The sequence below is a fragment of the Myroides sp. ZB35 genome (assembly GCF_001865835.1).
Classification (GTDB): Bacteria; Bacteroidota; Bacteroidia; order Flavobacteriales; family Flavobacteriaceae; genus Flavobacterium; species Flavobacterium odoratimimum.
This window is the reverse complement of the sequence record NZ_CP017769.1, coordinates 3,880,109-3,902,072: the sequence shown is the minus strand read 5'-3', so window position 1 is coordinate 3,902,072 and position 21,964 is coordinate 3,880,109. Positions and strand designations below refer to the sequence as shown.

The following is a 21,964-nucleotide window of genomic DNA, read 5'->3' as shown; positions in this document are numbered from 1 at the left end:
TTTATCTATTATTGAACAGGCATGTATTTATTGATAAACTTCACTAGCTCATCATTCTTCCATACGATAGCTTGAGTGTGTCCAGCACCTTCTACTAAGATGAGCTCTACATTAGGAGAACCTAAATCTTGTAGTCCTTTTACCATTCCTTGAGTTACGATAGCAGGTACATTAGTATCCGCTTGTCCTTGGATGACTAAGATAGGTTTGTCTATTTTTTGAGTACCAGGTTGACTATCTAGTAAGAACTTTTGGATGACAAGATCATTCTTAAATTTCTCATTGTTAAGGCCTGGGTAAGTCATTACTTTATTGTTAGGATCTTCATTCATATACTTGATGATATCAGCCATAAACGCTTGACGTACTCCGTCTAGACAGTCTCCATTATCTCCATTGCTTCCCTCAGCTAGTTTAGCAAAGTTCTTTGCTCTATCTTCGAATATAGCAGTATAGTCATAAGAAGGAGTTTCTGCTTTGATACCTACTCCTGCTAAGGTAGCATAAGCTAATAGCGTAGCATAAGATGTAACAGAACTTCTTTTTTCTAAAGGTATAGGAGTAGGACTAGCGTTTTCCATAGCTTCTATTTTAGCAAGAGCTACTGGAGCTACTTCTAGAATGATCTTTCCTAAACTAGAGGCAGGAGCACCAGCTACAGCTCCTTTATAAGTGGTATCATTATTCGCTAACTCCGCTATACCTAGGGAAGCTTGACCACCTTGAGATTGTCCAGCAGACATCCAGTCTCCATTAAATTCGCTAGTGTATTTTTCTTTTACAGCTTTGATAGCATAAGTAGCAGATAGTGCTTCACTCTTTAGGTGTAAGTAAGGGTGTATACCTGGAGTACCTAGTCCTTCATAATCAGGAGCCACGATTACATATCCCTGTGCTAATAAGGCTTTGGCTGTTACTTTAAAGTTTTCTCCTAACGGATTACTACTAGGGGCACATGCGTCTGCTACTCCTACTGTACCATGAGCCCATACCACGATACGGTAACCGTCTTTTGGCTTAGGTGTTTTAGGGTACATAATAAGCGCAGTAGCATGCTGGTTCTTACCATTTAAATAAGGCATATTATAGGTCATTATCTTTATAGAGCTCGCCTCATCTAGTTTGTCTAGAGTATAATCCTTTTCAGATACATATTCTTTCTCGTTTTCGACTTTATTTTTATTATCATCACTATCACAAGATGTAAGCATTGTAAAGGTGAATGTAGTAGCTAGTATAGCTCCTATTAAGAACGATTTTCTCTTCATAGTTAAACGGTTTTTGTAATTATTCTGATTATTTGGTTAGCCTAAATATAGCAATATCTTTGAATAATGACATGATGTGGCGCTATATGTTTGTTTATTTTATATTATTTACAACTTATAATTTGTACTTATGTAAGGCCATTATGTTGAAGATATAAGTTTAATTCAAATTTATTTGGGATTTAATAGTTAAACTTTAATAGTTAAAGCTTGAACGACTTACAATAAATTTATTGAGGAATAGTTATTTATATAAATGAATAAGATGAAAAGAAATACATGGATATTAGTTGTATTAGCAATAGTATTGACAAGTTGTAATATTGGAAATACTAATAAAATAGCGATAGAAGAAGTAAAAGAAATGGAGAAAGTAATGACTAAAGATGTGCCTTACATAGAGGCTAAAAACTACTTTGTGCTTAATACTATAGAGAATGCTAAAGTAGAAAGTCTACGTATTACTTCACAAGATCACTTTGAGTCTTATTTTGGTACTGCAACTACAATGGGAGAACAGGGGACACCTACACCTATAGATTTTAAAAAGTCATTCGTTTTAGCATTAGTAGGACAACGTACTGAACGAGATACCTCTTTTGAGATAAATAGATTAGTAGAGAAAGGTGATATATTGGAGTTGTCTTATACAATTAAACAAAGTGGTGAAAATAGGAGTTTTACTATACATCCATGTCTTATATTAGTGGTGGATAAAACGAATGAGAAAGATGTTCGTTTTATAGCTGAATAAATAGTGAACTGTAGCTAGTATGATAATAGAAGTAATAAAAAAAGAAGAGATCAAAACAAGTGTTTGGTCTGGAGGTAAGACGAATGAATATGTGATATATCCATACAATGCTCAATATGCAGATAAGGATTTTATATTTAGAATAAGCAGCGCTACTATAGAAGTAGTTCCTTCTGAGTTTACCCGTTTTAATGGATATAGGAGATATCTATCTATGCTAGAAGGAGATTTAAAGCTATATAGGCAAGGGAAAGAGGAATATTATACTACTCATACTCTTTTCTCTTTTGGTTCTGAAGAAGATATTACTTCTTATTCCTTAGGTAAAGATTTTAATCTAATGTTGCATCAATCTATAAAGGATGAAGTAGTACAGATTAGCTCTGATGCGTTAGATACTAAAGCAGTATACCTATTTATATTCGCATTAGTAGATAGTATCGCAGTGGTTAATGATGTGTGTTATTCAATGCAACAATATGATTGTTTATTAATCATTAATGAAGAGTCTGATGATATATCTCTTACTTTAGATCAGAAAGCTATTATAGGATATTGGTAAATATAGAGTACTAAAATAATAGATTAATATTTGTCTAATATTAATATTATATAGAATAAAGGTTAAAAAGTTTGATTTGTTTCTTTATTAGTGTGATTTTAATAATTTAGTTATAATTACTTAAGATTTGGATTACAATACAGTGTATTATATATAGTAACTTGGATTAAGATAACATTAAACTGAGTTGTATATGGAAATGTCTTATATCGTAGTGCCTTTAGTGGATTGTAATGAGAATGCTTTTAATCAAGAATTGAGTAAGTTATTTCCTTTTAGTAATATTGTTAGTGTGGTATGCCATCAGAAACAATTCCTGGTTGTATATAGAGATATCGATACTCTAGTCAATGGGGCAAAGGAAGTAAAAGAGGTATTCGCGTATGACAATGGGATAGAATCCTTCAGTAGAAGACATCCTTATTTAGATATAGCTGTTTTGCAAGTATTAGGAGAAGAAAAGAATTGTTTCTACGATGGTTTTATCATGAAAAACAAGAAAAAAATAAAAGAACACAGTGGGATGCACAATGCTTATATCCCAATACTTCAATATTTTATGCCAGATTATGATGGGAGTGATTTAAGTATCTTTTCAAGTAATTTTTAAAATTGTTATTACCAATAGTATTATCGTTTAAGATACCTTTTTATGGCGATATAATTATGTGGTTAAATTCACTTTCTTTGTAGTAGGAAAAAGAAAATTATGAATGTACAGATAGAGAGAATAAAAGATAAGCTTAGTACGATTAAGGATTTTGATAAGGAATATCAAGTTTTTGGAGCAAGTTCACATCAATACGGAATAGGAGAAGTAGTACGTCATACAGATATTAAACACTTTGAACAAGAGTACAATGTAGAGTTGCCTGAGGCTTATGTCGCTTTTCTTACTCAGGTAGGAAATGGAACTAATCAAGAAGATGCTTATGGGGGTAGTGCTGCAGGACCTTATTATGGTATATATCCTTTAGGAACCAATTTAATCGATGTATTTGTAGAGGATATAAAGAGATCTATAGCACAAGCGTGTATTTTAGATCCCAAAATGACTAAGGAGGAATGGGAAGCATTAACTCTTACTTTACAAGAAGACGATTTGTCTGATGAAGATTACTACGAGATTCAAAACAAACTATTTAGTGGTTTATTAGCTATCGGTACACAAGGATGTGCTATTACGACTTGCCTTGTGATGAATGGGGAGCATCGAGGAAGAATTGTATATATAAATGAAGATTTTCAACCAAGCTTTGCTTATGAAGAACATTTCTTAGACTGGTATGAGCGATGGTTAGATGAGATTATATCAGGAGAGTTAGTAAGTAAAGATGCTGGATGGTTTGGATATGCTAGAGGAGGAAGTAGTGAATCACTATGGGAATCATTTAAAACCATTGAAGATAAAGAGGAGAAATTAGAGTATCTAGTCGGTCTAAGTCAAAAGAAAGAGATTAGTGAAGCTATTCTTCAAGAGATAGAATATGTTCTTTCTGAGGAGAGAGACGATGACATAAGGAGTTCTCTTACGATGATTTTGGCAAAAGTAGCATTTAAAAGAGCTATTCCTTTTGTCAAAGAATTAATAGGGCAAAACCTTCTTGTCTCTTTAAAAATAATACATTGGTATGCAGAGGACAAGGCGTATTGGTTGCCGTTCATTACTCCATTAAGTAATACTATCAATGATGAGGAGACCTTTCGTTTTTATACTTACGTTGTGTCAAAAGCAACAGATGATTACGGTGATTTAATGTTAACAGGTCTTCAATCTGCTAATCAGGCCATACGTGCAACGGCTATCTATACGCTAGGAGAAGCTAAGAACAAGAAGAAATATCTAAGTCAATTCATTCAATGTTTACATGACGATGATGAGAGAGTGGTTTTATATGCTCTACAAGGTTTAAAAGAAGTAAACGATGAAAGATTACTACCGTGTTATAACGCAGTGTATAAAAAATACAAGGCAAGTGAAGAGGAGAATTATATTATAGTAAATTTAGAGCATAGACTTAAAGAGTTAGGCCTAAGTTTAGAAGGATTAGAAAGATAATGGACGAAAGTAGAAAGAAAAGTATAGGAAAGTTTTTAAGTCTAGTACTTAGACATGAACCAAGTAAAATAGGAATACAATTAGACGATAATGGGTGGGCTGATGTAGAGGAATTAATCAGTAAATGTGGTAAACACAGAGTCTCATTTACCAAGAAAGAGCTTGACGAGATCGTAGAGACTAACAATAAGAAGAGATATGCCTATAGTACTGATGGTACTAAGATAAGAGCTAATCAAGGACATTCTATCGCTGTTGACTTAGAGTTTACACCTGTAGAGCCACCACAGTTTTTATATCATGGTACAGCCGATCGTTTCTTGAGCGGTATTGGGAAAGAGGGGATTAAGAAGATGAGTAGACAGCATGTACATCTAAGCCAGGATAAAGAGACTGCTATCAGTGTGGGGTCTCGTCATGGTAGAGTGGTAGTGTTAACTATCTTAGCGAGTAAGATGCATGAAGAGGGAATAGAGTTCTATCAATCTGCTAATGGGGTGTGGCTAACAGATTATATCGATCCGAAGTATATCTCTAAATAAAGAGCATTAAAATTGTGTTAATGCAGGACTATACTTGTTTTGATTACTTGAATATGTAAAAGAGATAAGTATTTTTGCACGGTAGGTTATAGAGTTCTAGTAGCCTATTTTATTAAATAGATAAAACACTTATTATGGAAAAAGAGAACCCGATTTTTTATGCAAAAGGAGATGACCCTATCTTAATAGAGGCATATAAAAAAGCTCAAGATACCTTCAAATACTTTTGGAGAGAGTTGTCTTGGGAATATAGAAGAATAGTACCTGCTTTCGATATGGCTAGTGTTAAAGTGGCTTTCACACAAGAGGTAGAAGGAGAAGAAGAGCCTGTAGTAGAGCATATGTGGATCGGTGATGTAGACTTCGATGGAGATATTATCTATGGAGAGCTATTAAATCAGCCTAATATACTAACGAATATAGAAGAAGGAGAGCAAATAGGAGTAACTCTTGATCAGATTAGTGACTGGATGTTTATTAGTCAAGGTAAATCTTTTGGAGGTTTTACTGTGCAGGCTATGCGTTCTGTGATGACTGAAGAAGAGAGAAAAGAACATGATGAAGCTTGGGGACTTGAGTTCGGAGATTTTAATGATGTTGTCTATGTATATGAACAAAAGGAGCATCCTGAGAATCTTATAGAGCACCCTATGAGTAAGAATATGAAAGAGAGTTTAGAGAAATTCTTAGATGAGAATCCTGATGAGGTAACGAATAAGGATGAGGCTGGATATACGTTCTTACACAAAGAAGTTATCGCGGGTAATCTTACAAGTGTTGAGGTATTATTGGTAAAAGGAGCTAATAAGAATGAACCAAATAATGAAGGTAAAACTCCAGTAGACTACGCAAAGCAGTTAAACTGGGAGCATATCATCCCTGTATTAGGATAATCAGTTTTTAAATAAAAGTAGGAAAGCTCTAGTAAATAATACTAGGGCTTTTTTTGGTTAACGGCTTTCGGTTAACAGTTAACAGTGTATTGTGGTTACTTTGTAGAGTTTTATGAGAGATGTTTTTCACATACTCTGCTTGCATAGACTTTGTCAGCACGACATGGATGGTGGATATATATTGCGGTTGACGGTTTACGGTTTGTGGTTGACAGTGTATTGTACGGTTTTTAGTTGCGGTATTTGGTATGTTTAGAGGATTAGTATATTTCCATTTATGATTATATTTGAACATCAGTAATAATTAAAATGACACATAAAGAACTATATCAAATCGTATTAGAAACAGATATACACGTTAAGAGTCGTATGGACACTTTAGCAGTTATTGGTAGTGATGAAGAAGTGTTACAGTTTTTGCTGAAATATAGCTTCGAATACGATGATGCTATTCATGTGATGTCTACTGTATTGTTGCAAGATATTCTAGATAGGGATATCCTACGTTTAGAGCCTTATTTAGACACTTTTATAAATAATGCAGAGTTCATTACTAATGAATCAAGTAAACGTCTGATAAGTCGTATATGTTGGTTGGTAGCCAAAAGTAAAAAGTTAGTGCGTACCCCTGCACAAGAAAAAAAACTAGTAGATGTCTCTCTGCTGTGGCTGTCTACTGATTCTAAAGTAGCTTCAGAAGCTTTTGCGATGGATATTTTGATGTTATTAGGGCATCAATATCAAGAGGATATGAAGCTAATCAGCGAGGTGATAGAGCTGAATTACGCTAAGCGAACAGTCGCTTATCAGAATAAGGCGAAGAAGTTTATGGCTTATAGTTTACGGTTGACAGTTGACAGTTGACGGCTTTGCTCTACACGGGGGAATTAGGAATTAAGAGTTGACGGTATTTAATTCAAAATAATATCAAGTAACTTATTTAATACCGTTTTTCTTCAGGAACTTTAATGCCCAGTCATAATGGCTAGAAGTAGCGGATATGAGATAAGCTCCTAATGAGGTGCTTCCTGTCCAATGATATCTCTTCTTTTCGAATAGTTCTTCGTTACTGTGCTGTTGAATGATTTGAAGTACAGCGTTATGAGATTCTTTAATCTTTTGAATACTGTCAAGTACAGCTGTATTTTGATACTTCTGATTAATGGCAATATTTAATTCAGGAGTCGTCTTCCACGTATAGCCCTCAGCAGGCATAATAGGTTTGCTTCCTGCCATACCTATTTGATACCAAGACATAAACATGCTGTGCCATTCTTGCAGGTGCATAAGTACATCTCTCACATTTTTGTTGAGACTCTTTTCTGTAAAATCGTTGTTTAAACGCTCGTTATCTAAGGGTTCAACTACTGATATCAACTTGTCAAACAAATCGTTAGATAGGGCTATTAGTTTCGTTTTATTAGTTGGTCTTGCCATGGTAGTTTATTTAAGTGTATTCTTATCTAGTTGTTGTTGAATAGCAATTGCCAATTCTACATCTGATACGTTAAGCATATTGGTATTGATAAATATAGAAGTACCATGTGTCTTTAAGTTAGCCTGCATTGATTTCTTCTTGATCATATTCTTTTGTCTGGCGATATATTCTTCAGGATTCTTCACATAGATCAATACAAACTTCTGACTCTGCATTTTATAGAGTTCAACAGAAGTAATATCTTGCCAAGGGATTAATCCATTCACTACTGCAGTGGCATTCTCAAGTATCCCTTGTTCATTAATGACAATACCTGGTTTATTACTAAATAATTTACTAATAAACATTATGGAAGCATATCCAAAGAATACTATAGCCAATACAGCTATAGCATAGGTCAGTTCTATAGAACCTAAGAAATACCTTCCCTTGTGATACAGACAGTTATAGAATACAAGTATTCCTGCTGCTACAAGTAATAAAGATCCCATAAGGTACAAGAAAACTTTGCCTTTGCTAATCGAATAAGTAATTGGTAGTGAGGTATCCATGAGGTTATAACGTTAAAATGAATTGTTGCATCTCTCTCATTCTGTTTTTTAAAGGACTAGGTTCTATGATAAAGTCATACGCATGGATAAAACCGAACTTATTAGGAATGCTTACACTTGCTTCATTACCTTTCTCTACTGCATAAAGTATAGATGAGGTATTGATCTCTGCCTTGGTTATCTCTATCAGCTTTTTAGTAACCTCTGTGCCATATCCTTTGCCCTGTCTAGAGGCTTTAATCCAAAGACCTATTTCAACAGATTCTTCATTGATATCGCTTAATCCACAGCTTCCGATAAACTCATTGGTTTCTTTGTCTAATAGCACTAATACTAAGGCTGTACCATTGGCGATTTCGATGCGTGAACGTCTGATGTACTCTTTTAACAAAGGTTGATTACCATTAGCGTCAAAGCTTAAGAATCTCGTGATTTCAGGTGTTAGATTAGTTAAAAAGTCGTCTAGATAGGTATCTTCTACGATAACGTATTTTAGGTGTTCACTAGTCCAAGTCTTATCAAGAGAAATGATATTTCTCTGTTGATCTTTTACCATCTTAACTACAGTGAGTATGTCGTATATAAGCCCTTGTTCTATATCATCACGGGCGACTAATTGCTCTAAGACAGGTTGGTAAGCACATAGGACTTCTTTCGTATAGTACCATGCATAGTCAAAAACTTTTTGCATATCTGTAGCAGCCCATATCATTGCATCTTGTTCTCTTGTTTCGAATTCAGGCCATAAGAACGAAGATTGGGTACTGTATAGTTCTTGGATAGAAGGGATGTTATCAAATTCATTGCTATCTCTAAAAAGCTCCCATTGAAAGCCTATTGCCTTAGCGACTTTTAGGATAACACGCAATAACATATCTTGATTATAAGGCGTTTCTTTAAGTAACTGAAATAAGCGTATCAATACAATAGGAGTAGTGGTAATCACTCCACCTTTATGTTCTATATTATTCGCTAAAGAAAAAAGAGCATATCTACTGTCTCTAATATCACTGCTTATAGCCTGATCTAGCAATGGTGGCAAATCATCTGCACGTCCATTATAGTGTACTAAAAATTCCCAAGGAATGGTATTAAAGTCGATCTGTTCTAATTCTGTTATTTTATAACGCATAATCTATATTGTATTCAATTATTGAAAAAAAGTTCAAAAAACACTGTGCTCTTTGAACTTTTAAATTTCTTATTTATTACTTCTTTTTATTGTCCTTGCGGTATTGAAGCATATTAAGTATCTTCTCTTCACTGATATTTCTCACGAAATCACTATGGTAAACATAACCTAATTTCTCTGCTATCTTAATACTTCCATGGTTATTCTTCTCTACATTGTAGATTAGATAGTCCACTGTAAGGTTTTCGTTTACATAAGTTTCTAATGCAGTGATAAGTTCTTGTCCGTATCCTTTGCCAAAAGCAGATTCTTTTAACCAGATACCAAGAGAGATAGACTCTTCATTCACATCGTGTATACCACAACATCCGATAAACTCTTTTGTCTCTTTATCTACTGCTACTAAAGTGATATCAGTACCTTGGTCTAATACACCTAAGCTATAATCAATAAAACCCTGTGTGTCTTCGATTTTACCTGTTGGTATAAAAGGTAAAAACTTAGCTACTGTAGGTGTTAACTCACGAAAAATATCTTCTTTAAAGCTGTCGTTTACTACTAGGTAAGACAGTCTATCAGAAGAAAATTGGATATCTCTACTAAATCCCATATTTGTTATTATTTATTCTTTTTAAAATGGCAGTACACAAAGTTCTGCTTGGTGTCAAATGGTGTAATATGATCTTCATAAAAGCTGTCTTTTAGTGTAAAAGACTCTTTAAAAAGTTCGTTCAAATCTTCTGCGTTGTATTGGATAATCTCTAATCCACTACACTTCAGAGGTCCTTGTTTAGAGAACGTAGCGATAATAAGATTTTCTTTTACTGCCTTGGCAACTAACTGTGTATAAGCTTGTGTTTCTTCAACTGTCAAAAAGTGAAATACCGCACGGTCATGCCACACATCGTATTGCTCAGTAGGGGTAAAGGTAGTGATATTACTTTCTATCCACTTTACTTGATGAGCCTTGTTACCTAATCTCTTCTTCGCACGTTCTAGTGCTTCTCCAGAGATGTCTAACACTGTGATATTCGTATATCCTTCTTCTAGTAAGTAATCAACTAAATTACTATCTCCACCACCAATATCGATAATCTTAGCGTCTTTAGAGATATTACTATTCTCTATTAAACGAAGTGAATTAATCGGTTTTACTTGTGTCCAACTTACCTGATCTGGTGTTTTAGTTTTATATACACCTTCCCAATGTTCTTTTATATTCTCCATGGCATCTAAAATAGTAAATAACAAAAGTAGTAATTCCTTAATCAAGAAGGAAAACGTATTTAATAAAAAGTACTTTATAGTCAATCAAAAGTCAATAACTCAAACTAAACTTAATTATGAAGCCTAAGACAAACTAGGTATAGGACAACACAGCTAATAGGGCTCTCCATGTAAGTGGAATGTCGGTATGGTGATGGTAGGTTAATGTATAGCTAGATGAGAGAATTTATATCTGATGTATTAGAGTAAAAACAAAAAAAGTCAGATAAGAGACTTACCTGACTTCAAATGATTAATTGAATTAGTTAGCGTGTATAGTTTTTATATTTATTAAATATGATCTATACTTAGATGTTCAATCGCAACTACTAATATCATAAAGATAGTAGTGGTGAACTGAACACTCTGATAACAAATATACAATTTATTTTCATTATTTATTGCATAGAGGTTATTTAGATTCGTTATTGTTAGACTGATGAAGTACTATGAGATTTATGATAAATGAAGAATATAAGGTGAGAGTTGATGGGAGTAAAGAGAGTTGAACACTAGAAAAGAGTTCTATTTTAAAGAATGATGTAATCTAACTGATTGTTTATTTAAAAATATTTAAAAAATATTTTTAAAGTACTTTGCTCATTTATAATTAAATATGATTTTGGTTGAAGGAAATGATAGAAATACTAACTTTTTTATATTCTCGAAATTTGCAGAACTCAAAAACTCGTAGTATGTTTGCACCGCATTAGAGAAGTAATGATCTAAGCAACGGAGAGGTGCCGGAGTGGTAACGGAGCAGATTGCTAATCTGTCATCGGGTAACCGATGCCAGGGTTCGAGTCCCTGTCTCTCCGCTAAGTTTTTCGGGGTGTAGCGTAGCCCGGTCATCGCGCCTGCTTTGGGAGCAGGAGGTCGCAGGTTCGAATCCTGCCACCCCGACGAAATAACTTAGCTTAAAAATATTAGATGACCCAATCGGGGTGTAGCGTAGCCCGGTCATCGCGCCTGCTTTGGGAGCAGGAGGTCGCAGGTTCGAATCCTGCCACCCCGACTTATAGAGTGTTAAATTACTCGTAAATCCGTAAATATCAATTATTTACGGATTTTTTGTTTTTTATATATATCAAAGTAATCCATAATAAATCAATCTAAATGTGAGCAATTAGGGGATCAGTGACAAAAGTTGGGGACTAGGCAAAAAGTCTAGTTAATCTAAAAAGGAAAAACTTCGGATCAGTGACAAAAGTTGGGGACTAGGCAAAAAGTCTAGTTAATCTAAAAAGGAAAAACTTCTTATCTCTAACACCTCTATACATCATACGGAAGTATTTAATTTTGGCATTAAATGATTCCGCAGAAGCATTTGTACTTCTATTAATAAAGTAATTGATAATTTCGTTATAGTGTACATTGAACGTCTTTAAAACAGTACTAAAGTGTTTGAGTGAAGCTTTTTCAATATCATTAAACCAATGAGCAAGCTTAATCATAGCTATTTCTTTATCTATTTGTAGATTATATATCTGTCTAAGGTTATTAGCTAATAGATAGGCTTGTTTAATCTCTGGGTATAATTCAAATAGTATTTTAGCTCTTTCTTGTTGATCAGATGTCCAATTAATTTGGTTTTTATAAAGTAGAGAACGTGAGCGAACTAAAAGTTGCTTCTTAGTATCTCCATTAGTAAGTATTTCAGGATTATATATAGTGCCTTGTTCCTTAGCCTTTAAAATAGCAGTGTTCTCAGCGTCAAGTTCAGCCCATCTATATTTTATTCTAATATCTTGTACAGCTTCACTTACAAGCTTTTGTACATGAAAACGATCAATTACTTGCACAGCTTTAGGGAAGCACTTCTTAGCAATCTGTTTCATAGCCCCTGCCATATCTAAAGTAATCTCGGTAACCTTATCTCTAAGTTTTTTAGGTAGTTTAGATAGATGCTTTATTACAGTATCTGATTTTGTTCCTTTAACTATCGCTACAATGGTCTTTTTCTGACCTTTACCTGCTTTAGAAGTCAGTATAGTGTACAATTCTCCCATAGATAAACATACTTCGTCTATGGACAACTGATTAGTTATATTTTCTGGGTAGAGTAGCCAGTCTTGTGCATGTTCTTGTTGATCCCATTGTTTGAAACCACTAGTTTTATGTTTGTATTGGCGTTGAAACTTCTCTCCTTTAACCCCAAATAATTCACCAATAGCCTTACAGCTAAGTACTTTAGTATCGGCCAATTTTTTTTAAGAACTCCGAAAACTCTGTAGTCATTCGTGTTCCTTCTGCGATGATATTCCAATCACGTGATATAATTTCTCCTGTTTGTTTATCTGTCCAACGACGACGTTGTACGTGTAGTTTAACTGATTTACCTCGTAACGGGAAGTCTTCAATAGTAATCATACTATGGAAACCTTTAGAAATAAGCTGTCTTTCAGCACATTGATTTCCGTAATCATTCTTCTCTTCAAAGTAGATATGTAGTTTGGTCTCTAATTCTTCTACTTTAGTAATATTGAAGTGTTCTACTAAGTAAGTAGGTAAGATTAGTTTTAGTATTTCTTGGCTATCCATCATAGCACAAAGATATTATTTTACACTTTCCTCCCCAACTTTTAACGTTGATCCCAAAAAGTCTAGTTAATCTAAAAAGAAAAAACTTCTTATCCCTAACACCTCTATAATCACTAGTAAAAATTATCTTTTTTCTAATTTAACAAGGCCTTGGTCAGTAGCTAAATATAGATTATAGTTTTTATCAAAAGCCATATCTGTAATTTTAGAGGTAGGGAGCATTGAGTTTTTGCTGTGATAATTCTCCCAAGTGTCTTTCTTTAAATCATACCTAATAAGCCCTGCATTAAAAGTGGCAATCCATAAGATATCATCTTCTTTATCATAGAGGGTATTTGTCAAATCTTTATTAGTAGTAAGTCCAGAGTTTTCTAAAGTAAACTCAGTATAGCTTCCGTTTGTATGATATATGATGAAATCCATATATATTTCTTCTTCCTTTTTGGCTTCAAAATCATATAAAGATAGAAAGAGATTTCCTTGGTTATCTTCAGTCATATCAGTAATGGTTTTCTTTTTTATGATAGCAGGAAAAGAATCAGAAGGAATTGGTTTATTGTGCTTATCCATTATAATAGTTCCACTAGAGGAACCAATCCAAAGCCTGTTATTTGAATCTCTTTGTGTAAAGTATATATTAGTTGAAGGAAGTTCTTTTACTTTTTTTTGATTTATAAAATTCCATTTTTGATTCTTAGGTGGATTCAAGTATTAAATGCAACAGTAACCATTAGGTTTAATTTTTCTGTAAAAATTTCGTTAGGCGATTTAAAACCAAATCTCTTTCTTGGTCTGTTGTTTAAAATATTTACAGCCTTGTCAATTGCTGCTTGTGTAATTAAATCGAAATTAGTCATTTTAGGGAAATATTGTCTTACTAATCCATTTAAATTTTCATTAGCTCCTCTTTCCCAACTGTGATAAGGCTTTGCGAAGTAGTAATCAAGCTCTAGAGTGTTAGCTATATTTTGATGGTTTGCAAACTCTTTTCCGTTATCAGAAGTCATAGTATGAAGTAACGGTTTGAAGTCTTTTAAGAGTTCTATAATTTTAGCTTCTACAACGTGAGCTTCCTTTGATTCTATCTTTCCCATCCATAAAACCCCTGTAGCTCTATCGTTTATAGTAAGCAGTGCTCCACGATGATTTTTCCCTATTACTAAATCTATTTCAAGATCACCTATTCTATATTTATCATCAACTATACTAGGTCTTTTTTCAATATCTACTCTATTACTTATCAAGCCTCTACTGTCTTTGCATGCACCTCTTTTTCTATATTTTTTACCTTTAGTTCTAAGATGCTTATAAAGCTTTCCTCCTTGTTTTTTGTTCTGCCAAATGAATTGATAAATACATTCAACAGAGACCATTTCTTTTGCTTCAAGTTTACTTCTACCTACTATTTGTTCTGGACTATAATCTTGATTAAGATAGTCTATAATAGTTGTTTTTACGTTTTCAGTTAAGCGTATTCTCTTGCGTTTTTCTTTGTGTCGTTGAGCTGTCTTTCTTTGTCCAAGATTAGCTTTATAAACACCATTTCTTTCGTCTGAATTGCGCTTAAGCTCTCTGCTAACAACAGACTTGTCTTTGCCTATATAACAAGCAATTTCAGTAAGTGATTTACCTGCCTTTTTATATGCTTCTATTTTATATCTTTGTTCTAACGTTAAATGTGACATCTTTTTGGGTGTGTAGGAACCTCAAAAGTAGATGTTTTTTTTCGCCAACGGCGGAGAACATTTGCTCCATGGAGCAAATGTTCTCCGCCGTTTTTTAAATGCTGTTGCATTTATTAGTTGAATCTAAGTTATAAATAGCAACCCCTTCAGGTGAGCTGACAAAAATTTCTTTAGAAACAGGATTATTACTCATTGTTATAACGTATGTTTCTTTGGATAGACCAGTATTGTGCTTTTGCCATTTATGCTCTTGTATAGAATATATTTGTTCATTGCCATATAACCAAACTATATTATCCTCATCAATTAAAATTTGTGAGTACCCAGACTCATTATCATTAAAAGGATCACTATATTGAATTTCTTTAAATTCTTGTCCATTAAAAGTTAATAGCTCAAAATAGGATATTAACCAAACCAATCCAGAATTGTCTACAGCAACTCCCATGATGTCATTATCTAACAGATTAGAGTTTTTAGTATCCCAAACTGATATGGTGTAATTAGATAGATTTTCATTTTTGTATTGGTAGGTTTTGTTTAAGATTTCTGGATCAGTAGGGTAATCAAAAGATTTTTCAAATTCAGTAAAATCTACTCTAACAATCTTACCAGATATAGTATTGTTTTGAATTTCAAAGACAACGTTTATAGAAGTCTTTAGTTCTATTTTACCATCTGTTATAGAAGGAGTCCACTTTTTAAACTTGTTTAGTTTTTTTAATTATTTTTTTTGTCACTGTACTATTTGATTCATCTGTGTGACTTATAACACAACCAGTTTTATTAGGAGCTACTAAAACCTGAAATCCTATTCTTCCAGTAAGCTTATTAAGATCTAACTCTTTGTTTAGCTCTTGTTCAAGTTTCGTAAAAGCTTTTTGATCATACCCCGCTAATGTATCACCACAGTCAAGGCAGAACCTATCTATTTTACAATTTTCTACTTTTACAGGGTACAAATACTGTCCATATGTATTAATCCCAATTAGGAGTAAAGAGAATAATAGTATTTTTTTCATTGTTGATTAGTCGTTTTTTGTGTAAATAAGAATACCTTATATTTACTCGCAAATCTAGTAAATATAAGGTATGAAGAAAATCTTTCTTAAAAGAACCTAATAGTTATTTAAGTAACTTCTAAAGCTTCTTTGAGATGACCTAAGGTTTGTTTACAATAGAATTATGGTAGATGGCATTCGCAAAAGAGATTTTTCTAAGTTATGGGTGGAATGTCGCCAGATGAAGCCAAAATGCAATTGAAAAAACGCCTTATCGATATTGATAAGACGTCTTTTATACACTTGTTTAAGATGAACTAAGTATTGAAAAAAACACTTAGTTATATGCTTGTAATTAGAGAATTTAAATTCTAGAAAGAAATCTTTCTTACATTTCTATAGAAGTACCTAAGTTTTCTCTACAAGCCTTGTCATAGGCATATTTAGCGGTAATTAAATCTTGGATTGCGATACCAACATTTTTAAAGACTGTTATCTCAGAGTCACTTGTTCTTCCTTGAATTTTACCTAGGATTAAATCTCCAATTTCTCCTTTGTAATTCTCCTCTGGTAATAATGCTTTTTCTAGTGGTACAAGGATATCAGCAGTTGAAGAAAAACAAGAATCTTCGTGATCTACAAACAAAGAACTATCCATAAAGATATCTTCAGGTAACTCATGCATAGTTGGGCTATAGGACCCAGCTGCGTTGATATGTACTCCTTTTTTGAGATGAGAAGTTTTAAATAAAGGCGTTGCAGAAGGGGTAACTGTACAAATAATATCTACATTAGCAAGTACCTCTAAATTATCTGTAGCTATAATCTCTACATCAGATTTGTCTTTGTAGTATTCGATGAATGTTTGAACGGACTTACTGTTCTTAGAACTACCAAATAGATATGCTTTTTTAATAGGCCTTTCTGCACATACAGCTTCGAATTGTGTATACGCTTGTGCTCCAGCTCCAAAAAGTGCCATTACAGAAGAGTCTTTTCTAGCTAAGTAACGAGTTGCTACACCAGAGGCGCCTCCAGTTCTTAAGGCAGTAAGATGAGAACCATCCACTATTGCTTGAGTAAGGTTGTTTTCTGAATCAATTAATATAACTAGCCCTTGTATAGCAGGGTGACCATTCACACCACCTTGTTTGCGTATGCTTAAAAGTTTAACACCTGCTGTATTGATATTGGAAATTAACGATGGTTTAAAAAAGATATCTAGATAGTCATTGCCCAGACCTGTTATTACTCGCTCAGGCATTTCAGCTGTATTATTAGATAGTTCAACATAAGCATCCACAACCGTTTCTATTGCTTCTTCTATAGAAACCAATTGTTTTATGTCTTCTGAGTTTAATACTTTTATGGTATTCATACTTTATGTTTTTTGTTTAAAAAAATAGGTTATAAAGATTTCTCTTTTAGTAAAAGTTCTTTATAAATGAGTTTTATTGTTTTATAGAAAACAGAATGCTTTCTATGTATGATTGAGGTTTCAATTTATAAAAACCAGAAAGGATAACCAAATTTTTTTATTTGACAGTTTTCTTTAGAGTTAATTAAAAGGGGAGCTGTCTGAGTTTTACAGAAGCTTATATGTTAACCTAACAAAAAGGAACCACTTTATGGTGATTCCTTTTTTATTCAAAATATTGGTGTTGATAATTAGAAGGTTATATAAAACCTTGTTTTTTGGCTTCTCTCAGTAGACCACTATTTTCTGTTACATTAAAGACCTCTTTTAATAACCCGATATTGCGTTGTACAGAGCTTAGGCTTTTATGTATTAATGCTGGTATTTCTTGAACCTTGTACCCCTTATCTAATAACATTAAGATTTGGATATTGTCTTCTTGTAGTAAGACTGCGCGCTGATTCATAGATATTAGAGCTTGTTGTGCCTTATTAGATCTGTAGATATCTCCTTTTATGGTATTTTCTATAGCTAGAATGAGTTCATCTGTATTTACATCTGATTTTATTAATAAGGCGTGAGGTCTTACTTTTTTATGGATATTATAAACAATCGTAATCTCCTCGTGTGCAGTAATCACTAGTATTTTTATCCCATCATATTTCTCAGCTAAGAACTTAGCTAAGTCTATTCCATTCTCTATATCATTATAGGGCTTACCTATATTGTAATCTAGTAATAAAAAGTCTACTTTTTCTATGCTATCTACCAGCGTTATGGCATCTTCTATATTAGTAGCTTCATAGAAGACAGGAGCCTCATATTTGCTTTGGATAATAGCTTTATAGCCATTGATAATCATCGGGTGATCATCTATGATAAGGAATTTGTAAGATAGCTTCATTTATAAAAATTAACATTTTTGAAGTTTTTCAAGTCATTAGATTGAAAAACTCATTTGTATTTTTGAAAGGATGTAAAAAAGGAGTGTAGTATGGTACACTGCTTGTCATATAAAGTAAAAGTATAGAAGAAGAATAACAAAAGAAAATAATATGAACAAAAAAATTATTTATGCTTGTGCTGCTATCTTGAGTTTAACAGTTTACTCATGTAGTGTAGATCCTCTAGAGAAAGAAAGCAAACCTCTAAATGCTTCAGACTCATTTAAAGGAGGGGAGTTCAGTACAGTAAGAGATTCTATCCAGACAAGATCATTTGGACAAGAAATGGAAAGTGCGGATAATATTGAGAAGTCTGTTGACAAAGGAAAGAAATAGTATATACATCTGAATTAGTTAGTCTAAAAGATTAAAGATGTCATAGATTTATTCCATCTGTATATACGATGTCATCGAATTTATTTCGATTTTTTTTTAAGAGGTTATCGCATAGATAACCTCTTTTTTAATGAGGTATATTGATGATAATTACAGTTCCTTGAGTTGTCGAATTGACCTCTAGGGAAGCGTGGAGTTGTTTGGCTCTATTATTAATATTTTTGAGTCCATTGCTATTTCTAACTTTAGAATAGTTAAATCCTATTCCGTCATCTGTGATGGTTATTCTATCACTAGTCTCTGTTTTAAAGATAGAGATAATACAGTTTTTAGCATGAGAGTGTTTGATGACATTCTGTATTGCTTCTTGTAATATTCTATAGATATTTATTTTATCATCATAGCTAACCTTGTCCCATTTATAGTTTTTGGATATGATAAGCTGAAACTTCTGTTGGTTGGTACTGTTTTGGACCACTAGTTTGGAGATGATTTCAGAGAACCCTTGTTGAATAAACTCATGATTTTTGAGGTCATGAGAGATTAGCCTGATTTGATTCTGTACTTTTTCTATTTCGTGAAGTATAGGAAGGTTGTCTTTAGAATTCCCCAAACTTAGACGAACGATGAATAGAGAGTTAATGATTCCGTCATGTAACTCCTGACTAATTCTTTCTCGCTCTTTCGTTAAGACATCTTGAGATAATTGTTCCTGCTCTAGTAGGAGCTTGAATATTAGTTCTTTATTTTCTTGATCTTGTTTTAAGAAGGTGTACTTTTTTATTTTATTTCTATATAGAATAATGAATAGGAGAATAATAGCGATTAAGACAATGATGATAGAAGTAATTAGTAGTTGGGAATTCTCCTTTTTTAGGTTGACGATGTTCTTTTCTAATTTTTCGCTTTCGTATTTAATTCTTGCAAATTTATTTCTCTTACTGATCTGTAGTTTATTGATGCTATCATTAAAAGCATAATATAGACTAATGTATTTGGTAGCTTCTTGTTTGTCTGTTAAGCTAAGTGCTTTTAAACTTTTTAAGATAGTATTATTAGCCTTAGCTTTAGTTGAAAGTTGATATGCTGTTTTGTAGTAATTTATAGCTTCTATTGTGTCTTTTTTCTTTAGGGCGAGTTCACCAAGTCTAAAGTTGTTTGCTGTTAAGCTTTGTTTATAATTTTTTTCAAGACTTATTGTTAATGATTCATTTAATAATTTTTCTGCAATGTTTAGTTTATTTAAGCTAATGTTTAATGTTCCTAGGTTTGTTAATATGATTGTATATAATTCATTCTGTTGGTTTAGATCTATTAAATTATTATAACCATAGCTTAAATATGTTTCAGAGTTTAAATAAGATTTTTGGGTGTGATATAAAGTTCCTATGTTATTATAACAATGTGCTTTTGACTCTAAAAATTCTTCTGTTGATATTAATTTATTTTTATAAAGGTCTTCTAAAATATAGATGGCCTCAGAGTAATAAAGGAGTGCTTCATTAGGCTGTTGATTTAGATCTAAGATATTACCTAGGTTTAAGTTTATTTCGTAGAGCAATCTATCTTTTGGTAATCTTTCAAGAATTTCAAGAGCTTCTAATGCTTTGTTTTCAGCTTCATTATATAAACCTTCTCTAAATAAGACTATAGATTTATATTGTTGCATTTTAGCAACGTCTACATAAGATTTAGTGTTTAGGTATATCTGTTCTGCTTGGTCGAAGTATATGTATGCACTATCTAATTGCATTTTATAATCGTAGTAATCTCCGATGTACCACAATGATTTAGCGACTAGTAAAGAGTCATTGTTTTTAGTCGCTATTTGATTGATTTCCTTAGAGTATCTAAAGTATTGATCATATAGCTCTAGGTTATAAGCCTTAGAAGCAATATCGATCAGTTGTGAGCTTTTTGGATTTATGCTTTTAGTGATTGTAAATAAAGAGTCTAATGTGTGCTGATTTTCTATTAGTGATTTATCATTGGATTCGATATTATCTAATACTTTTTGATTGCTAAGGTGATTTGTTTTCACTGCTGTTTTTTGACAACCAAACATGCTTATAATTAGCAGGCTACACAAGATGTATTTTGCATAGTGTCTTACAGATATTCGCTTACAGTATTGGGTAAGAGTGTCAAGTAATGCTAATAGGAAAGAGGCAGAATACATGGTTAGAATTTTAAAAAGATTTAGGTTTGACTAGTATGATGAAGGCAACTCTAGTTGTAGTAAAAGTAGAATAAAAATATGTACATCACAACTATGAAGTAGAGGATAGAAGGTATTAGATGGGGGATTGACTAAAACTTGTTTATCTACTGAAACTGTATAGTGAAAATGGAGTAAAGGAATTGAGTTAAGATGTTGGATTCTAGTTCTTAATTCGTTGTTGTTGAGTGTAAAAGGCTCCTGTAATTAGTGTTTTATTAACATTTTTAAAGTTTTAAACTTATACTTTCTTAAAGTATGGCTGACGATAGAAGGTATAAGCGAGAACACCACTATATTTGTACTTGTAAATGCTAAGCAAATACACAAAGTTAGAAAAGCGTTATGAGAATTACTATATAACATGAAGAATGATACAATGTTTAGTAGTTTATTTTATTGACTGTTTGACCAATTGTTGTTTCCAGATACAAGGGCAGATAAGAATAAGTAGCTAACTATATTGTATACTATAAAGTCACTAAAAGGCGAAGATGGTAATTGTGGGGACAAATATTGAAATAGATTGTATGGTATGCTATTTTAATATAACCATCTGAGTCTACTACCTAATATAGGGAGTGACTTTATTTTTCTTCATTGATGAAAAGTATACTTTGTATCTTTTTAATTATGATAGCCTCTAAGGCTATATTCTTTACTTATTTACTACAGGAGACATCTGATTACACTTCGTAATTAATAGTATATTTGTCTCTAGTCTAAGGTTCCTCTTAAACAGAAAACTACAGTTGTAATATTTAGAGTCAACTATACACAAAGTGTTTGGTTGAGGGGGATCTTGGTTTAGTATCAAGAGCAAAAAAATCAGAATATGTTTTTAGAAGAATTATATCCGCAATATAAGATTGAGTTAATTGAGGATAAACAAGTATTGCCTTATTCTTTACTATTATTAGCGGATGAGACCGTTCAGGCGATAAATAAGTATGTATTCGATAGTGATGTCTATGTCCTAAGAGAGGGAAGTCATGATTTAGCAGTTTTCTGTCTTTTCCACATAGATCATGAGGTTGTAGAACTTAAGAATATAGCTGTGTCTGCTGAGCTTCAGGGCAAGGGAATAGGGAGTCTATTGATTAAGGAGATTATTAGACTTGCAAGAGTAGGAGGTTATCGTCAAATCATAGTGGGTACAGCAGACTGTGGAGTAGATCAAATACGATTTTATGAACGCAATGGCTTTGTGAAGTATGGTGTAAAGAAAGACTTCTTCATAGAGAATTATGATGAGCCTATTATAGAAAACGGTATTCAGCTCCGCGATATGGTTATGCTAAAAATGAGTATATAAATAAAAAGGGATCAACGTTAAAAGTTGGGGAGGAAAGTGTAA

General features: G+C 33.0%; 24 protein-coding genes and 3 tRNA genes. 12 read left to right on the top strand and 15 right to left on the bottom strand.

The window, feature by feature from the left end; genetic code table 11:
• Nucleotides 1-8: 8 nt before the first annotated feature.
• Nucleotides 9-1,268 carry an alpha/beta hydrolase family protein gene (locus BK054_RS17325; RefSeq protein ID WP_006265753.1) on the bottom strand — a complete coding sequence of 420 codons (1,260 nt, stop codon included), beginning with the start codon at nucleotides 1,266-1,268 and terminating at the stop codon, nucleotides 9-11.
• Between the two features lie 265 nt (nucleotides 1,269-1,533).
• Between BK054_RS17325 and BK054_RS17320 the strand changes: the two genes are divergently transcribed.
• From BK054_RS17320 to BK054_RS17290, 7 genes are all read left to right on the top strand, one after another.
• A complete protein-coding gene (locus BK054_RS17320) occupies nucleotides 1,534-2,022 on the top strand; it encodes a hypothetical protein (protein WP_006261672.1) in 489 nt (162 codons plus the stop codon).
• A gap of 19 nt (nucleotides 2,023-2,041) precedes the next feature.
• Nucleotides 2,042-2,584: a HutD family protein gene (locus BK054_RS17315; protein WP_006261671.1), complete on the top strand. Its 543-nt coding sequence runs from the start codon at nucleotides 2,042-2,044 to the stop codon at nucleotides 2,582-2,584.
• 193 nt (nucleotides 2,585-2,777) lie between these two features.
• A complete protein-coding gene (locus BK054_RS17310) occupies nucleotides 2,778-3,194 on the top strand; it encodes a hypothetical protein (protein WP_006261670.1) in 417 nt (138 codons plus the stop codon).
• A gap of 99 nt (nucleotides 3,195-3,293) precedes the next feature.
• Nucleotides 3,294-4,643 carry an SMI1/KNR4 family protein gene (locus BK054_RS17305; RefSeq protein ID WP_006265752.1) on the top strand — a complete coding sequence of 450 codons (1,350 nt, stop codon included), beginning with the start codon at nucleotides 3,294-3,296 and terminating at the stop codon, nucleotides 4,641-4,643.
• Nucleotides 4,643-5,185, top strand: a complete 543-nt coding sequence (locus BK054_RS17300) for an RNA 2'-phosphotransferase (protein WP_006265751.1) — start codon at nucleotides 4,643-4,645, stop codon at nucleotides 5,183-5,185. The genes BK054_RS17305 and BK054_RS17300 overlap by 1 nt, the downstream gene beginning before the upstream one ends.
• A gap of 134 nt (nucleotides 5,186-5,319) precedes the next feature.
• Nucleotides 5,320-6,078, top strand: coding sequence for a DUF2314 domain-containing protein (locus BK054_RS17295; protein ID WP_006265750.1), 759 nt, complete (start codon nucleotides 5,320-5,322; stop codon nucleotides 6,076-6,078).
• A 309-nt stretch (nucleotides 6,079-6,387) separates the two neighbouring features.
• The gene (locus BK054_RS17290) at nucleotides 6,388-6,942 is read left to right on the top strand and encodes a hypothetical protein (protein ID WP_071307588.1); all 555 of its coding nucleotides are present in this window, start codon (nucleotides 6,388-6,390) and stop codon (nucleotides 6,940-6,942) included.
• Nucleotides 6,943-7,014: 72 nt separating this feature from the next.
• On the opposite strand, the gene BK054_RS17285 is transcribed toward BK054_RS17290, so the two are convergent.
• From BK054_RS17285 to BK054_RS17265, 5 genes are all read right to left on the bottom strand, one after another.
• Nucleotides 7,015-7,515: a ClbS/DfsB family four-helix bundle protein gene (locus BK054_RS17285; protein WP_071307587.1), complete on the bottom strand. Its 501-nt coding sequence runs from the start codon at nucleotides 7,513-7,515 to the stop codon at nucleotides 7,015-7,017.
• Nucleotides 7,516-7,521: 6 nt separating this feature from the next.
• On the bottom strand, nucleotides 7,522-8,067 hold the full coding sequence (locus tag BK054_RS17280) for an STM3941 family protein (protein WP_006265746.1): 546 nt from the start codon (nucleotides 8,065-8,067) through the stop codon (nucleotides 7,522-7,524).
• A gap of 4 nt (nucleotides 8,068-8,071) precedes the next feature.
• Complete coding sequence (locus tag BK054_RS17275) at nucleotides 8,072-9,199, bottom strand: GNAT family N-acetyltransferase (RefSeq protein WP_006265745.1); 1,128 nt, start codon at nucleotides 9,197-9,199, stop codon at nucleotides 8,072-8,074.
• Between the two features lie 76 nt (nucleotides 9,200-9,275).
• Entirely contained in the window at nucleotides 9,276-9,809 is a 534-nt protein-coding gene (locus tag BK054_RS17270) for a GNAT family N-acetyltransferase (RefSeq protein ID WP_006258410.1), read from the bottom strand.
• Nucleotides 9,810-9,817: 8 nt separating this feature from the next.
• Complete coding sequence (locus BK054_RS17265) at nucleotides 9,818-10,426, bottom strand: class I SAM-dependent methyltransferase (RefSeq protein WP_036497053.1); 609 nt, start codon at nucleotides 10,424-10,426, stop codon at nucleotides 9,818-9,820.
• A gap of 773 nt (nucleotides 10,427-11,199) precedes the next feature.
• Here BK054_RS17265 and BK054_RS17260 point away from each other — a divergent pair.
• The 3 genes from BK054_RS17260 to BK054_RS17250 all read left to right on the top strand — a co-directional run bounded on the left by BK054_RS17260 (nucleotide 11,200) and on the right by BK054_RS17250 (nucleotide 11,480).
• Nucleotides 11,200-11,283, top strand: a tRNA-Ser gene (locus tag BK054_RS17260).
• A gap of 10 nt (nucleotides 11,284-11,293) precedes the next feature.
• Nucleotides 11,294-11,368, top strand: a tRNA-Pro gene (locus BK054_RS17255).
• A gap of 37 nt (nucleotides 11,369-11,405) precedes the next feature.
• Nucleotides 11,406-11,480, top strand: a tRNA-Pro gene (locus BK054_RS17250).
• Between the two features lie 202 nt (nucleotides 11,481-11,682).
• Here BK054_RS17250 and BK054_RS17245 read toward each other — a convergent pair.
• The 8 genes from BK054_RS17245 to BK054_RS17210 all read right to left on the bottom strand — a co-directional run bounded on the left by BK054_RS17245 (nucleotide 11,683) and on the right by BK054_RS17210 (nucleotide 18,013).
• Nucleotides 11,683-12,669, bottom strand: coding sequence for a transposase (locus BK054_RS17245; RefSeq protein ID WP_071307586.1), 987 nt, complete (start codon nucleotides 12,667-12,669; stop codon nucleotides 11,683-11,685).
• Nucleotides 12,656-13,009 (bottom strand): hypothetical protein, encoded by a 354-nt coding sequence (locus BK054_RS17240; protein WP_006260368.1) that lies wholly within the window; start codon nucleotides 13,007-13,009, stop codon nucleotides 12,656-12,658. Before BK054_RS17240 ends, BK054_RS17245 begins: the two co-directional genes overlap by 14 nt.
• 120 nt (nucleotides 13,010-13,129) lie before the next feature.
• Nucleotides 13,130-13,714: a two-component regulator propeller domain-containing protein gene (locus BK054_RS17235; RefSeq protein ID WP_006265743.1), complete on the bottom strand. Its 585-nt coding sequence runs from the start codon at nucleotides 13,712-13,714 to the stop codon at nucleotides 13,130-13,132.
• A complete protein-coding gene (locus BK054_RS17230; RefSeq protein WP_006265742.1) occupies nucleotides 13,711-14,691 on the bottom strand; it encodes an IS30 family transposase in 981 nt (326 codons plus the stop codon). The genes BK054_RS17235 and BK054_RS17230 overlap by 4 nt, the downstream gene beginning before the upstream one ends.
• Before the next feature lie 94 nt (nucleotides 14,692-14,785).
• The gene (locus tag BK054_RS18720; protein ID WP_006265741.1) at nucleotides 14,786-15,139 is read right to left on the bottom strand and encodes a hypothetical protein; all 354 of its coding nucleotides are present in this window, start codon (nucleotides 15,137-15,139) and stop codon (nucleotides 14,786-14,788) included.
• Between the two features lie 253 nt (nucleotides 15,140-15,392).
• Nucleotides 15,393-15,713 (bottom strand): hypothetical protein, encoded by a 321-nt coding sequence (locus BK054_RS18715; protein ID WP_006258405.1) that lies wholly within the window; start codon nucleotides 15,711-15,713, stop codon nucleotides 15,393-15,395.
• 367 nt (nucleotides 15,714-16,080) lie between these two features.
• Nucleotides 16,081-17,070: an ornithine cyclodeaminase family protein gene (locus BK054_RS17215; protein ID WP_006265740.1), complete on the bottom strand. Its 990-nt coding sequence runs from the start codon at nucleotides 17,068-17,070 to the stop codon at nucleotides 16,081-16,083.
• A 298-nt stretch (nucleotides 17,071-17,368) separates the two neighbouring features.
• Complete coding sequence (locus BK054_RS17210) at nucleotides 17,369-18,013, bottom strand: response regulator (RefSeq protein ID WP_006258401.1); 645 nt, start codon at nucleotides 18,011-18,013, stop codon at nucleotides 17,369-17,371.
• A 151-nt stretch (nucleotides 18,014-18,164) separates the two neighbouring features.
• On the opposite strand from BK054_RS17210, the gene BK054_RS17205 reads away from it, so the two are divergent.
• On the top strand, nucleotides 18,165-18,389 hold the full coding sequence (locus BK054_RS17205) for a hypothetical protein (protein ID WP_006258400.1): 225 nt from the start codon (nucleotides 18,165-18,167) through the stop codon (nucleotides 18,387-18,389).
• A 127-nt stretch (nucleotides 18,390-18,516) separates the two neighbouring features.
• On the opposite strand, the gene BK054_RS17200 is transcribed toward BK054_RS17205, so the two are convergent.
• The gene (locus BK054_RS17200; protein WP_232234309.1) at nucleotides 18,517-20,430 is read right to left on the bottom strand and encodes a tetratricopeptide repeat-containing sensor histidine kinase; all 1,914 of its coding nucleotides are present in this window, start codon (nucleotides 20,428-20,430) and stop codon (nucleotides 18,517-18,519) included.
• 1,012 nt (nucleotides 20,431-21,442) lie between these two features.
• Here BK054_RS17200 and BK054_RS17195 point away from each other — a divergent pair.
• Complete coding sequence (locus tag BK054_RS17195) at nucleotides 21,443-21,922, top strand: GNAT family N-acetyltransferase (RefSeq protein WP_006258397.1); 480 nt, start codon at nucleotides 21,443-21,445, stop codon at nucleotides 21,920-21,922.
• Nucleotides 21,923-21,964 lie beyond the last annotated feature (42 nt).

Excerpts from the sequence above, each read along its gene's own strand:
- BK054_RS18720 (WP_006265741.1), bottom strand. The coding sequence starts at position 15,139 with ATGGGAGTTGCTGTAGACAATTCTGGATTGGTTTGGTTAATATCCTAT.
- BK054_RS17280 (WP_006265746.1), bottom strand. The coding sequence starts at position 8,067 with ATGGATACCTCACTACCAATTACTTATTCGATTAGCAAAGGCAAAGTT.
- BK054_RS17195 (WP_006258397.1), top strand. The coding sequence starts at position 21,443 with ATGTTTTTAGAAGAATTATATCCGCAATATAAGATTGAGTTAATTGAG.
- BK054_RS17285 (WP_071307587.1), bottom strand. The coding sequence starts at position 7,515 with ATGGCAAGACCAACTAATAAAACGAAACTAATAGCCCTATCTAACGAT.
- BK054_RS17320 (WP_006261672.1), top strand. The coding sequence starts at position 1,534 with ATGAAAAGAAATACATGGATATTAGTTGTATTAGCAATAGTATTGACA.
- BK054_RS17240 (WP_006260368.1), bottom strand. The coding sequence starts at position 13,009 with ATGATGGATAGCCAAGAAATACTAAAACTAATCTTACCTACTTACTTA.
- BK054_RS17210 (WP_006258401.1), bottom strand. The coding sequence starts at position 18,013 with ATGAAGCTATCTTACAAATTCCTTATCATAGATGATCACCCGATGATT.
- BK054_RS17215 (WP_006265740.1), bottom strand. The coding sequence starts at position 17,070 with ATGAATACCATAAAAGTATTAAACTCAGAAGACATAAAACAATTGGTT.
- BK054_RS17265 (WP_036497053.1), bottom strand. The coding sequence starts at position 10,426 with ATGGAGAATATAAAAGAACATTGGGAAGGTGTATATAAAACTAAAACA.
- BK054_RS17275 (WP_006265745.1), bottom strand. The coding sequence starts at position 9,199 with ATGCGTTATAAAATAACAGAATTAGAACAGATCGACTTTAATACCATT.
- BK054_RS17300 (WP_006265751.1), top strand. The coding sequence starts at position 4,643 with ATGGACGAAAGTAGAAAGAAAAGTATAGGAAAGTTTTTAAGTCTAGTA.
- BK054_RS17270 (WP_006258410.1), bottom strand. The coding sequence starts at position 9,809 with ATGGGATTTAGTAGAGATATCCAATTTTCTTCTGATAGACTGTCTTAC.
- BK054_RS17290 (WP_071307588.1), top strand. The coding sequence starts at position 6,388 with ATGACACATAAAGAACTATATCAAATCGTATTAGAAACAGATATACAC.
- BK054_RS17205 (WP_006258400.1), top strand. The coding sequence starts at position 18,165 with ATGAACAAAAAAATTATTTATGCTTGTGCTGCTATCTTGAGTTTAACA.
- BK054_RS17325 (WP_006265753.1), bottom strand. The coding sequence starts at position 1,268 with ATGAAGAGAAAATCGTTCTTAATAGGAGCTATACTAGCTACTACATTC.
- BK054_RS17315 (WP_006261671.1), top strand. The coding sequence starts at position 2,042 with ATGATAATAGAAGTAATAAAAAAAGAAGAGATCAAAACAAGTGTTTGG.
- BK054_RS17310 (WP_006261670.1), top strand. The coding sequence starts at position 2,778 with ATGGAAATGTCTTATATCGTAGTGCCTTTAGTGGATTGTAATGAGAAT.
- BK054_RS17305 (WP_006265752.1), top strand. The coding sequence starts at position 3,294 with ATGAATGTACAGATAGAGAGAATAAAAGATAAGCTTAGTACGATTAAG.
- BK054_RS17230 (WP_006265742.1), bottom strand. The coding sequence starts at position 14,691 with ATGTCACATTTAACGTTAGAACAAAGATATAAAATAGAAGCATATAAA.
- BK054_RS17295 (WP_006265750.1), top strand. The coding sequence starts at position 5,320 with ATGGAAAAAGAGAACCCGATTTTTTATGCAAAAGGAGATGACCCTATC.
- BK054_RS18715 (WP_006258405.1), bottom strand. The coding sequence starts at position 15,713 with ATGAAAAAAATACTATTATTCTCTTTACTCCTAATTGGGATTAATACA.